We start from the raw sequence: 12,652 nt of genomic DNA on the forward strand, positions 1-12,652 counted from the left end.
GATCCGACGTAGAGTAACGTCATACATGCAACATATATAGCGCATTTAATGGGGTAATGAGATTGATGAATAATATGATAATGGCATTAGCATAAAGATGGATATCAAAAACCAGACAGTCGAAAAACTCAGACCGTGTGTCGATATATCTGTTGACCAGAGTCTCAAAGATATTGATCTAGTAGATGTCAATAAACATGCTGGTAACACAGTTGTAAGCGATAAAAACCGTAGCGCGCCCATTGGCGTGTTTGATTCTGGTGTTGGCGGTTTGTCTGTTTATTTGCATTTAGCACAGCAGCTGCCTACTGAGCGTTACGTATATTACGCCGATACGCTAAATGTGCCTTATGGCAATCGTGACAGCGAAGATATTGAAACACTAACGCTAAAAGCCGTAGAGTGGTTACATCAGCAAGGCTGTAAGCTAATAGTTATTGCTTGCAACAGTGCTTCAGCATATGCGCTAGATACCGCCCGACGCTGCTATCCACATATACCTATTGTGGGTCTTGTCCCTGCACTAAAGCCTGCGGTATTGGCCAGTAAGAGTGGTCATGTAGCGGTGCTAGCAACCAAAGCAACTTTGAATGGCACTTTGCTAAACGATGTTATTATCAATTTTGCTAAACCTAATAACACAGTAGTCACTAAGTATTTTGATCCGCAACTGGTACCTTGGGTAGAAGCAGGTATGTCAGAACAAGACGAAATAGCTGAAAGATTACTTCAACAGGTACGAATATTTGCTAATGAAGGTGTCGATCAGTTGGTGTTGGGATGTACACATTATCCATTTTTTAAGACATTTTTGTTAGATGAGATTGCACAGCAGCAGCTATCAATACAAGTCATTGATTCTGGTCAAGCGATTGCTGAACGGGTTAGACAGCTATTGATTGCAAACAACTTGTCTGCATCATCCATGAGCGAAAAACGAGAAAATCTGTCACAAAAAACCAGTAATAAAAATACCATTACTAGACCGCCATTAACTTTTCACGCCACTAAATATAGTGATAGACTATGCGCTTTAGTTGAGCGCTTACTCGGTACAGAAATGGCATTGCAATACTACTCTCACTAGTTATTATCAAAGCTAGTGATATCAATACGCTGTATGCAACGCTGACTCAGTTAAAATAAATTGAGTGCATCTTTTCAAGCTAAGAGTATGCTAGGCTGAGTAAGACAAGATTTTTGTGTTGTATCTTACACCCTATCCTTTTTATGTCACGACCTACGCTTAGAGGTAATTGTGCCGAATCGTCGCTATCATATTCATATTATATGCGCTGACAACGACCAGTTGTTGGTTCTAGACAGCTTAGCGATATTTTTTCAGGCACGCGCATTTCTGACCTATGATGTTTCTAGTAAATTATCTAAAGCCTCTTTTTATGGGCGCCAGTGTATTGACTCTTGTGATTACGCAGTCATGATCGTAGGCGACAGCTACGGAACTGTGCAAAAAAACGGTGTCAGCCAGATGCATTTGAGTTATCTAAATGCCAAAGCGAAGCTTAAGCCGCTAATTGTTCTGGTTAAAAACCACTCTTCAGATGCCGTCATCAGCCGACAACTTCAAGAGTTTATTAAGTTAGTCACCAAGCAAGATAATCAACTACATTACTATGATACGGAAGAAGATATTGAGCCATTGCTAGTACAGGCTCATTATAATGCCGTCGCCAATAATAAAATGATAGGTGGCTGGGTCAGAGCGAATGACGAAGAGAATACGACTAGTAAAAAGGTCGTTTATGAGAAGCCAGTCGATATATTACCTAGTACTACCGAGGTAGAGAAAAACAGTGCTGATGAAGAAGACTTTATAGCGGATAAGGTTAGTGAGCCAATTGAGTTAACAGAGTTTTTTGAGATTCAATATAGTGCCCAAGCTTATGAGGGTGGCAATCTAACGGACGTAACCAGATCGCTAACACTCTCGTGGCACGAGATACTCATGACACTCATGAGAATACCGTCTACTTTTTCAAGCTATGGCTTGCAAAATGCCATTAATCGTTTGATTACCGCTAAAGCGGAAGTAGATATCAAAAAAGAGATGCCAAACGTTCATGCTGTCTCACGCTGCCAAATCTCTCAAGCTGATATCAATAATTTGCAACGTAAGCTAGTCAGTGCAAATTGGATACAACTAATGACTTATGGTACGCGAGTATCACAAGAGCTTTGGAAACTTACCTTCTACGCAAAAAACCTACTGCGAAATCATACCTCAAATACGAATAAACAAGACTAGTAATTATTCGCTAGCGTACTCAATAATAGCCATCTAAAACGTCCACTCTGGTATCACGACTACGTTTTGTAATACAAAGCATACGTGCAATGCTTGTGAATCTTCCTCAGACCCGTAATAATAAAGTCAGTTAGTTAGCAGTATTAACAACGTTAACTGTTTTAGAATGACAACTATAATATTAATAATTAGGGAGAGCGTACGATGAGCAATGCTAAAAATGACGAACTAAAAAAAGAGATTGATGGTCTAGAAAAGTCTATGCATGATGCTGATCAGTTTCATACGTTAGAAGAGCAAGTAGCAGATATGAAACGTCGCGGTATAGATCCTAGCAAGGCCTACAAAGATTTAGACAGTAAAGCAGAAGATGAAGATTGGGGCGATGCGACTTGGAAAGAAAATGGTAAGTGGGAGCCAAAAACGGCAGCCGATTTAGACGACAAAGCTCGTGAAAACTGGAATGGTGATAATGGTCAGCCTAAGCCACCACCTATTGTCTAGATACGTATTTTGAGTCAATCAGATAAGTTCTACTAATAACTATCTATAAATAAAAAAGCCACGCTACTATTAGCGTGGCTTTTTTGATGCATTTAAATAGTATCACTTATCTTGCTACTACGAACCTTGGTCTATACGAACAAGTTTGATGGTGCCATCGGCGTCAGTAACGCGGCGATAACGTGTATTGCCAGAAGTTGATGAGCTCACTGATGGTTGAGATGAGTAGCTACTAGGAGCAGTCGTTTGCTGTTGAATCAATTGCCCCATGCGATCGGCAGGTGCAGGGTTCAGAGGTTTACTGTTTGCAGGCTGGCCGTATTGAGTTTGACTCGGCGCTGCATTGCCAACGATGGCGCGATAGAACTTTTGGCCTGCGCGTCCGTCAGCTGGGAAAATACCGCGACTAGTCTGGTATTGCTGGATAGCGGTACGAGTATTGTCTCCGATGATGCCATCTACACCGCCGATATCATAACCTGCGTTTAACAACGCTTGCTGAATGTCTTTAGCCTGCTGGCGGCTGATACCAGGATCATCTGTCGGCCACGCAGTGATAAAGTCTGTTTTGCTGCTGTCTTCGCGAGTGATTAGATCTGATAAGTGTGCGATAGCCAGCGCGTAGTTTTCTGATGCGTTATAAGAGTAGAAAGTGTCGAAGTTTTTACCGACCAAGAAAGCAGGGCCTTCCATACCAGCGGGTAATAATAAGCCTGCACTACTCAAGTCATACGGTAGCGGACTGCCATTAGCCAACGTTAGACCTTGGTCGCGCCAGTGGCTTATCGATCTTTTGTCTTTACGATTAGATGCGGCCCAAAATCCATCAGGTAGTTTGACTTCATAGCCCCAAGGCTCACCAGTACGATAGCCGCGATTATCTAAGAAGTTTGCCGTAGAAGCGAGTGCATCAGGTACGCTATTGACCAAATCACGGCGACCGTCACCATCGAAATCTACTGCCAATTCTAAAAAGGTGCTTGGCATAAACTGCGTCTGTCCAAAGGCACCTGCCCATGAGCCTGTCATATCGTTTGGTGCAATGTCACCGTTTTGCACGATTTTTAGCGCATTGGCGTACTCACCTTGGAAGTAGCTTTGACGACGATCAAAACAAGACAATGTCGCTAAAGACTCAAATAATGGTTTTTTACCTAGCGTTTGACCAAAGTTAGATTCTACGCCCCAGACACCGAGCACGTGCTCAGCTTTTACGCCATAACGCGATTCGATTTGACGTAGCGTCGATCCCCATTGACGTTTAGCTCGGATACCGTCCTCGACACGCTCTTTGTCTACCAATGCTGATAAATAGTCCCAGACGTCTTTTTGAAACTCTGGCTGGTAGTTGAGTGACTGAATGACACTAGGATCAGGCTGGCTTGGACGATAGTTATTAAAAGTATAACCATCAACACCGCTAAACTTGCTAGAGTTTTTTAGATTGTCCAAACACTGCTGAAACTCGCTATTGGATAAATCAGGTGCTGGCGGCTGCGCGGCTTGAGCAGTGGTAGCAAGGCTGATGCCGACAGCAACACTAAGCAGCGACAAAGTAGAAAAAGGAGTCAAACGCATGAAAATATCCTATAAACGTTAAAATAGTTATCGAAAGGCAAAAAGTGATATTAACGTAGAGTAACCAATCTAAACAGTAAAGAAAAGCTGTCGAAGTACCAAGGTTATAAATGGTTACGATAAATTGACGCTGCCGTGAGATTAGAAGAGGATTTCATTAGTCTACTAAGCAGAAATGCCAGTATCATTTTGAGAAAGTATTTTGTGCCGTAATTGATAACTTACCTATTTGTTCAATACGTTATCCAACTCATCAACCAATGTATGAATACGCGCCGCATTTTTGCCCAAATCACTCTGTCCAATTCGTGACTTACTACGAACATCAACTAAGCGCTCGCTATCGTTGTCAGTCACACGAATGATCACATCATCTTTAAAGCCAAACCAAGCAGTCGTCTCTGTTGCTTCAACGATACCCTCGTCGACATCAGTATTTACAAGCTCCCACCCTAAATTTTCCATGGCTTGTTGGGCTGCTTTGATCAGTTCAGACTTTGATTGAGCATAGGTCAATGTCTGCAAATCAGGATAGGCGGTACGTTGTTGTTCAGCTACTTCTGCACCTGCATACGCTAATGGATTCGGTGCATCTGCACGTAGTGGCGCAATCGCGACAAACTCAGGCGGATTCACCAGATCGGTAGAAATATCGTGAATAGGCGGTACATTTTTGGCCGTATTCATCATGCCGAGCGGGACAGCGATTGCAGTAGCAGCAAGTACGGCTGAGGCTAGTGCGCTCCCAATACTGGCTGTATTACGTTTAAACAATAACTGAATAGCTAACAATACCAATGCTGCGATACCAGCAAATAACCCAAATTTAAACCCTGCAAACGCAGTGCCCAATTCTACAACGCCAAACTTATACAATGGGCCTGCCAGAGCGACTAGCAGAATAGCAATTACACTCATTAGACCGACTATCATTTTCATTCATTTTCTCCGTTGCGATTTAGCAGCTTGTTAAAGGTTATATGAGTTTTTATTTATTGCTCAATAGCCAAACCTGTTCTGTGACGGTGATATCAGGTGCAGAACCTATAGAAGAAGGCACGCTTGCTAGCTCACTGATTTGGTAGTGAGCGCTATAATACTGCTCTAATTGTTCGCCATTAATAGAGAAGGGTGGTCCATTCTTTTTACGCTGATCGTAATTTAGCGTGAGTAAAAGCTGCGGTGTTATTTCATTGTTAGCACCATTAACTTTACTGGTATCGCTACTAAGTTTCCGCACTTGCTCACTATATCTCACACGCATATCGTCTGGTAGGGCGATTAATGCCGCTTTATCATATACTGCATCAATAGAACCAATATCTTCAAAAGTCAGTGCAAAGATATCAGCGACCCATAAAGTGATGGTTTGTCCCGACAACTGGCCTTGATAGTATTTCATCATTGGGTTGTCTGCCTGTTGATGGACCGTAGGTTCGATGTTTTGCTCAGTAAAAAATGCTTGTACGGCTGTTTCGACCAACTCAACGCCCACCACGTCGTAGCCTTGCGTCGCTAGCCAAACCATATCGATAGATTTGCCACAAAGCGGCACAAAAATGCGGCTACCCGCAGTTAGATTGAGGCGGTTGAAATATTTAATCAACAATGGATTGACCATAGATTGATTGAATCCAATGCGACCTTCTTGCCAACGTTTTTGCCAAAACTCAGGGTTCATGCTGTGATCCTCTATTTGCAAGTTTATATATGGATTTAGTGTTAGTAATATTGATTGGTCATGTCAAAGGCATAAATAGTAAAAAGCCAAACACCTATAGTATAAGTGTTTGGCTGGTATCTAACATTAGGCTAAGAAATTTTTTGAATAAATTTAGCTAGCCATCATTTAACTAACCATATATTTGCTAAATTCTTTACGCAGTTTGGCAAGCTTTGGTGGAATAGCAAAGTTGCAATAAGCCTGTCCTGGGTTTCTGTTGAAGAAATCTTGATGTGAGTCTTCTGCTTGATAGAACTCAACGGCAGGATGTACTTCCGTCACCACATTGACACCCATATCACGTAACTTGTTAATAGTGCGGTCAACAGTCGGTTTTTGACTGTCTTCGGTATAAAAGACCACGCTACGATACTGACTACCAACATCATTGCCTTGACGATCCATCGTGGTGGGATCATGCGTGGCAAAGAAGACATCGAGTATTACCTCTAACGGAACGATAGACTCGTCAAACTCTACTTTGATGACTTCGACATGGCCAGTCGTACCACTACAGACATCTTCATAATTGGCAGAGACAGCATCACCGCCCATGTAGCCTGAGACGACAGATTGCACACCTTTTACCGATAAAAATACAGACTCGGTGCACCAGAAGCAGCCGCCACCTAATACGATCGTTTGCATAATTTTTCCTATTATTATAAATATGGGTTAAGCGCTATATTTGGTAGTGATGCTCTCATTTTTCAATGCTTCTTTAAAACGTCTCATTACCCTTGGCACTATTTATTCAGCTTAGCAGGCAAGCCAAAGGCGATAAGTAACAAACAGTAATGTTATAATGGGCTTTTGCTATCTTACTTCTTTATCAACTGATAATGACAAGTAAAACCACTAAGTAATTCTTAATTTCAGTTCTATTCTAAAAAATGAGTCGCCCCATGAGCCAATCCCAACCTACTATCAAACATGACACCCTATTTGATAAACCGTTTACCACGCCACTGGATAAGGCCGCACGCTTTTCATTTGATGAGCAAGTGGTGGCTTGTTTCCCTGATATGATTCGTCGCAGTGTACCTGGTTATGGGCAGGTACTGGCTATGCTACCCATATTTGCCCGTCGTCATTGCAAGTATCGCCAGCAGAGCGATAGTGGTCAGCGTGTTAGTCGTGTTTATGACTTGGGCTGTTCATTGGGCGCAGCCAGTATGACGCTAGCGGGTGAATTCGACCCGCAAGACTTACAGATTAAAGCAATTGATATCTCACCAGCGATGACGACCGAGGCGACCACGCTACTGAGTGAGAATTATCCTGAGCACGATATTGAAGTGATCACAGCAGATATCCGCGATATTGAGCTTGAGCCGTGCGACATGGTGATCTTGAACTTGACGCTACAGTTTTTGCCAGCTGCAGATAGGGTAGCAGTATTAGAGAAGATTTATGCGGCATTGAGCGAAGGCGGCATATTGGTACTGACTGAAAAAACTCATGCCTTTGATGAGCAGTATGATGCGTGGTTGGTTGAGCGTTATTATGACTTTAAACGTGCGAATGGCTATACCGAAATGGAGATTAGCGGCAAGCGTAATGCATTGGAAAATGTCCTAATTACTGACACATTAGATGAGCATCACGCGCGGCTTGATCAAGTTGGCTTTAAACGTCATCTGACGTGGTTTCAGTTTTTGAACTTTGTCTCTATTGTGGCGTTTAAATAATCCTTACCTTTAACACAGTTATTTCTTAATCAATACGGTAACCTGCTTTTATGCTCAACGACACTATCATTAACGCCGAACGCGAATTATATCTAACCCTACTAGAGCTGGCACAGCAGCAGCCGAGCGCTTATGAATGGCTTAAGCAATTACCAATGTGGCTAGGTGATATAAAAGACAAAGCTAACTATGCGCATGCGCCTGCCTACCAAGCGTCAGTCGCTCGTTTGCCAAACTTAGCTGTCAATCATGTCGATCTAAACAGCGATACATTGACGATTGAGGCAGATCTAAATGAGTCTCAGCGCAAACAAACAACGGCACTATTAAAGCAGTTAATGCCGTGGCGTAAAGGGCCATTTCAGATTGGCGGTCAAATCGGCGATGATGAGTCAGGTATTAAGATTGATACCGAGTGGCATAGTGATTGGAAATGGAAACGCGTTGCGCCGCATTTAAGTAGATTGGACGGTCGCCGCGTATTGGATGTGGGCGGTGGCTCTGGCTATCACGGCTGGCGCATGGCAGGGGCTGGCGCGGATACCGTTATTATTATTGATCCGTCATGTTTGTTTTATCATCAATTTATGGCGATTCGTCACTTTGTTGGTGCTGCAGACGCTAGTGATACAGGTAGCTATCGGACGCATTATATTCCTGTACCGCTTGAAGCGTTACCTGAGCACAGTCAGCTGTTTGATACCGTATTTAGCATGGGTGTGCTGTACCATCGCCAGTCACCGTTTGAGCATTTACAACAGCTGAAAGGACAGTTGGTCAAAGGTGGTGAGCTGGTACTTGAGACGTTGGTGATTAAAGGTGATGCCAATACTGTACTGGTGCCGCACAACCGCTACGCGCAGATGAATAACGTCTATTTCTTACCATCGGTGGCGGCATTAATTGGCTGGTTAGAGAAAGCAGGATTTTCAGATGTACGCTGCGTCGATGTAGCAGTTACCTCGACTGAGGAACAACGACAAACCGAATGGATGACCTATCATTCGTTAGCAGATTTCTTAGATCCTAATGATTCGACTAAGACCGTCGAAGGATATCCTGCTCCCATGCGTGCGACTTTGATTGCCAAAAAATAGCATTGATGGTGGTAGCTAACATAAGGAAAGCATTATGAAGATATTGAAGACTTTTATTGTAGCTACCATCAGCTTGCTATCGCTACCTGCTATAGCAGGTTATGGAACTGTATCGGAAGGCTGGGGCTTTGTACAAGACGACTGGCAAGTGGTTTGTGATAATACGCGGACTTGTCGAGCGGCTGGTTACGCCAGTGAAGCACTAATAGATGAGCCTGCCTCAATATTGCTCACAGCATTGCCAAAAGTAGCTCTACCAAAAGCGCAAATTCAGTTTATATCAGAAGTGCCGCTAGATGAGCTTAAGCCTGCTGAGCTTTGGCTGAACAACAAAAAATACGGACTGCTGCAACCTAATAAAGAAGACAGTCTACTATACGACTTGTCAGCCAAGCAGACCCAAGCACTGCTTGATCATGCTCGTATAGCGACTAAGATAGAAATTAGAGCAGGCGACAACTACTGGCAGATTAGCGATAAAGGCATGTCAGCAGTATTGCTTAAACTAGACGATGTGCAAGGTCGGGTAGGGATGCCGATAGCATTGGTCAGTAAGAATAATCCAAATCGTCAACGTCCTAAAGCAGCCTTGCCAAAACCAACTATTCAAAAAGCATTTGCGTATTCAGCAAAAGACAACAAAACACTTGCTCCATCAAAGCTGGCGTATTTTCAGAAAAATATTGATAACTGGGTCGATATTAATGCCGAGCAGCTTATAGGATCCAAGGACGTGATGGGCGATTGTGAGCTGATTAACCCAAAGACTGAGACATATCAGCGAATGTCAGAGTATGGCTCTACGCTGCTTGGTTGGGACTTTATACCGGTTGATGATAGTTATATGTTAGCCACGCATACTTGCTGGCTAGGCGCTTACAATTTTAGTAATGGCTATTGGCTCATTGATAATGCAAAGCCTAGCAAGCCTACGCTTATCACGACAGCAGGGAATGATTATTTTGATGGTGAGATTTCCGCTACTCACAAAGATCGAGGCATTGGTGACTGCTGGAATCGTACTACATGGACATGGAATGGTAAAACGTTTGCTAAAAGCGAAGAGTCTAGTACGGGAATGTGCCGAGGCTTTGCTGGTGGAGCGTGGGACCTACCAACGTATGTGAGTCAGGTCATAGAGAATAATGCTAAGGCTCAGTAGCTTCTTTTATTTAAAAGGTTTTGATCTAAGAAGCCTTGATTTAAAAGGCCTTGATTTAAATGACTGACACCTTATCAAGCGCAGCAGTCATAAGCCATATATTACATTTTTAGTTTTGCTACTCATATCCTAAGCGATATCAAAGGATAGTGATGAAAATGGCCAATTAGATTAACCATTTTTTGAAAGCAACTTCCATGACTATCTTAAGAATAAAACCAACAGAACCTGCGCCTAAGGCTAAGAATATCCAAAAAGTACCAGCGCGCCCAGCATCAGACTTTTTAGAGATATCCCACATAATAAAAAACAAGAAAGCGATGAATATCGGCAACAAGACGTACAGTCCCCAACTGGTGACAGTACTGGCGGCAATAGCAAACATGGCGTAATCCTATAATAGAGTAGTAACGCGTCTTCTATATTTTAGAAGAGCCGTACAAACCATTATTATAACGTGGAAGCAGTCAGGTATAAACGACTGCCCAGTATTGAGCAACAGTAACGCTACAATTCATGTTATGAGTTATTTATCAGTTTTGCATCATTGATATTAGTCAGCCCAAATCACGATAACGGTAAGATTTTAGTGCTAATTTTGGCGCAAATGGTGCAATAAAGCGCAAAGATTGTTATATTTACAGGTTACTTATCTTTTTACATTATTCTATCCCTACAATGTCGGTCGCTATTATAATAAGCAGTTATCGATTGCTCGCATTCGCACCGTTTTTGTTGTTTATTTAATTGAGTTCAAATTCCTATGTCACAAGCCCAAATTGATACGCTTGCATCGCTATTTAATGATGCAATTCAAACCCTACAAGCAGATGGTACGCTACCAAGCGATTGGCAAAACAACAGTCAAATTACCCGTACTAAAGATTTAAGTCACGGTGATTTTGCCAGTAATATCGCACTAACGGCAGCGAAAGCAGCCAAAGCCAATCCGCGTCAACTTGCTGAAAAAATCGTCAGCGCACTGCCTGACAATCAAGATATTCGCCAAGTAGAAATCGCAGGTCCAGGGTTTATCAATGTATTCTTAAACTCGGAAGCTAAATTTTCTGTATTGGACGATATCTTCACATTGCAAGATCGCTTTGGCTTGAGTAATCAGTTTGACGGTCAAAAAGTCCAAGTCGAATTCGTTTCTGCTAACCCAACGTCAAGTCTGCACGTCGGTCACGGTCGCGGTGCTGCATTTGGCATGAGTGTCGCTAACTTACTAGAAGCCATCGGCTACGACGTCACGCGTGAATACTATGTCAATGACGCTGGTCGCCAAATGGACATCTTAGCCACCAGTACATATTTGCGCTATCTACAGCTAAATGGTGAAGAGATAACTTTCCCAGTCAACGCCTATCAAGGTGATTATGTCAGTGATATCGCCCAAACACTAAAAACACAGCATGGCGATAGCTACGTACATAGCTTTGCAGACGTTGCCAAGGATGTGCCAGAAGATGCTAAGTTTGAGATTAATGCTGATGGCGAAAAAACCGTCATCTCAGGTGATAAAGAAGCGCACATTGATGGCTTGATTGCCAATAGTAAGTCTTTGCTAGGTGACAGCTATGCGCTATTTTTAAACGCAGCATTGAGCAGTATTTTGGCGGATATCAAAGACGACTTAAACGACTTTGGTGTGAGCTACGAATGCTGGTTTAGCGAAAGATCTATCGATAGCGAGATTGAGCCTGTCCTACAGATACTAGATGACAAAGGCTATCTATACGAAAAAGACGGCAACATCTGGTTTAAATCGACTGATTTTGGCGATGAAAAAGACCGTGTGGTACGCCGTGCCAATGGTCAGTCGACGTATTTTGCTTCTGACATCGCTTATCATAAAAACAAGTTTGATCGCGGTTTTGATAAAGTCATTAACGTTTGGGGCGCAGACCACCATGGTTATGTCCCACGCGTAAAAGCCGCTCTACTAGCTCTTGGTATAGATGCAGAACGTCTAGATGTAGTGCTTGTACAGTTTGTCGCGTTATGGCGCGGTAGTGAAAAAGTACAAATGTCTTCGCGTTCTGGTCAGTTTGTGACCTTGCGTGAGCTACGTGCAGAAGTCGGTAACGATGCTGCACGATTCTACTATGTAGCGCGTAAGCCTGAAGTGCATGTTGATTTTGATTTAAAACTTGCTAAATCACAAAGCAAAGACAATCAAGTGTATTATATCCAGTATGCTCATGCGCGCGTTTGCCGCGTGTTAGAAAAACTGGCAACTTACGATTTGACCGTAGATGATGCGATTGGTTTGGCACATCAGGACTTGCTAAGTGCGCCCAATGAAGATGAGCTGATTAAACTGTTAGCAGGCTATCCAGCGACGTTACTTCGTGCAGCGACTGGTTACGAGCCGCACGTCTTGACCAACTACCTAAAAGAGCTAGCGGCATTGTTCCATGGTTGGTATGACACTAATCGTATCTTGCCTATGAGCTTGACTTCAGGTGAAACGCCAAGTCAGGATGAGTTAGACTTAATGCAAGCACGTTTGCGTTTGTCAAAAGCCGTTAGACAGGTATTGGCAAATGGGCTTAGTCTGCTAGGCTTGTCTGCACCGTCTAGCATGTAGTACTTTTCTAATATGTGAAGTAAGTATAGACAGCTGAT

At 42.9% G+C, this 12,652-nt stretch carries 12 protein-coding genes; 7 read left to right on the top strand and 5 right to left on the bottom strand.

The annotated features are described in order from the left end of the window. Positions 1-97 precede the first annotated feature (97 nt). From murI to ABFV72_RS12665, 3 genes are all read left to right on the top strand, one after another. Positions 98-1,087: a glutamate racemase gene (gene murI, locus ABFV72_RS12655; protein WP_347164022.1), complete on the top strand. Its 990-nt coding sequence runs from the start codon at positions 98-100 to the stop codon at positions 1,085-1,087. 171 nt (positions 1,088-1,258) lie between these two features. Further along, positions 1,259-2,266: a DUF4062 domain-containing protein gene (locus tag ABFV72_RS12660; protein ID WP_347164023.1), complete on the top strand. Its 1,008-nt coding sequence runs from the start codon at positions 1,259-1,261 to the stop codon at positions 2,264-2,266. Positions 2,267-2,470: 204 nt separating this feature from the next. Then, on the top strand, positions 2,471-2,770 hold the full coding sequence (locus ABFV72_RS12665; RefSeq protein WP_201569597.1) for a hypothetical protein: 300 nt from the start codon (positions 2,471-2,473) through the stop codon (positions 2,768-2,770). A 117-nt stretch (positions 2,771-2,887) separates the two neighbouring features. On the opposite strand, the gene ABFV72_RS12670 is transcribed toward ABFV72_RS12665, so the two are convergent. The 4 genes from ABFV72_RS12670 to msrA all read right to left on the bottom strand — a co-directional run bounded on the left by ABFV72_RS12670 (position 2,888) and on the right by msrA (position 6,719). Further along, positions 2,888-4,348, bottom strand: coding sequence for a lytic murein transglycosylase (locus ABFV72_RS12670; RefSeq protein WP_347164025.1), 1,461 nt, complete (start codon positions 4,346-4,348; stop codon positions 2,888-2,890). A gap of 225 nt (positions 4,349-4,573) precedes the next feature. After that, positions 4,574-5,287, bottom strand: a complete 714-nt coding sequence (locus ABFV72_RS12675) for a DUF1499 domain-containing protein (protein ID WP_347164027.1) — start codon at positions 5,285-5,287, stop codon at positions 4,574-4,576. 49 nt (positions 5,288-5,336) lie between these two features. Next, positions 5,337-6,029 (bottom strand): thiopurine S-methyltransferase, encoded by a 693-nt coding sequence (gene tmpT / locus ABFV72_RS12680; RefSeq protein WP_347164028.1) that lies wholly within the window; start codon positions 6,027-6,029, stop codon positions 5,337-5,339. Positions 6,030-6,197: 168 nt separating this feature from the next. Continuing rightward, positions 6,198-6,719: a peptide-methionine (S)-S-oxide reductase MsrA gene (gene msrA, locus ABFV72_RS12685; RefSeq protein ID WP_347164030.1), complete on the bottom strand. Its 522-nt coding sequence runs from the start codon at positions 6,717-6,719 to the stop codon at positions 6,198-6,200. A gap of 245 nt (positions 6,720-6,964) precedes the next feature. Here msrA and cmoA point away from each other — a divergent pair, with 245 nt between their 5' ends. From cmoA to ABFV72_RS12700, 3 genes are read left to right on the top strand one after another with little or no spacing between them, the layout of a single operon-like run. Next, a complete protein-coding gene (gene cmoA, locus ABFV72_RS12690) occupies positions 6,965-7,762 on the top strand; it encodes a carboxy-S-adenosyl-L-methionine synthase CmoA (RefSeq protein ID WP_347164031.1) in 798 nt (265 codons plus the stop codon). A gap of 50 nt (positions 7,763-7,812) precedes the next feature. Then, entirely contained in the window at positions 7,813-8,859 is a 1,047-nt protein-coding gene (gene cmoB / locus ABFV72_RS12695) for a tRNA 5-methoxyuridine(34)/uridine 5-oxyacetic acid(34) synthase CmoB (protein ID WP_347164032.1), read from the top strand. A gap of 34 nt (positions 8,860-8,893) precedes the next feature. Continuing rightward, positions 8,894-10,021: a DUF1176 domain-containing protein gene (locus ABFV72_RS12700; protein ID WP_347164034.1), complete on the top strand. Its 1,128-nt coding sequence runs from the start codon at positions 8,894-8,896 to the stop codon at positions 10,019-10,021. Positions 10,022-10,187: 166 nt separating this feature from the next. Here the strand turns inward: ABFV72_RS12700 and ABFV72_RS12705 are convergent, their stop codons facing one another. Continuing rightward, positions 10,188-10,406 carry a DUF2788 domain-containing protein gene (locus ABFV72_RS12705; protein ID WP_057761830.1) on the bottom strand — a complete coding sequence of 73 codons (219 nt, stop codon included), beginning with the start codon at positions 10,404-10,406 and terminating at the stop codon, positions 10,188-10,190. Between the two features lie 378 nt (positions 10,407-10,784). Between ABFV72_RS12705 and argS the strand changes: the two genes are divergently transcribed. Continuing rightward, on the top strand, positions 10,785-12,614 hold the full coding sequence (gene argS, locus ABFV72_RS12710) for an arginine--tRNA ligase (RefSeq protein ID WP_347164036.1): 1,830 nt from the start codon (positions 10,785-10,787) through the stop codon (positions 12,612-12,614). Positions 12,615-12,652: the final 38 nt, after the last annotated feature.

It is taken from the genome of Psychrobacter proteolyticus (genome assembly GCF_039762275.1).
Classification (GTDB): domain Bacteria; phylum Pseudomonadota; class Gammaproteobacteria; order Pseudomonadales; family Moraxellaceae; genus Psychrobacter; species Psychrobacter proteolyticus_C.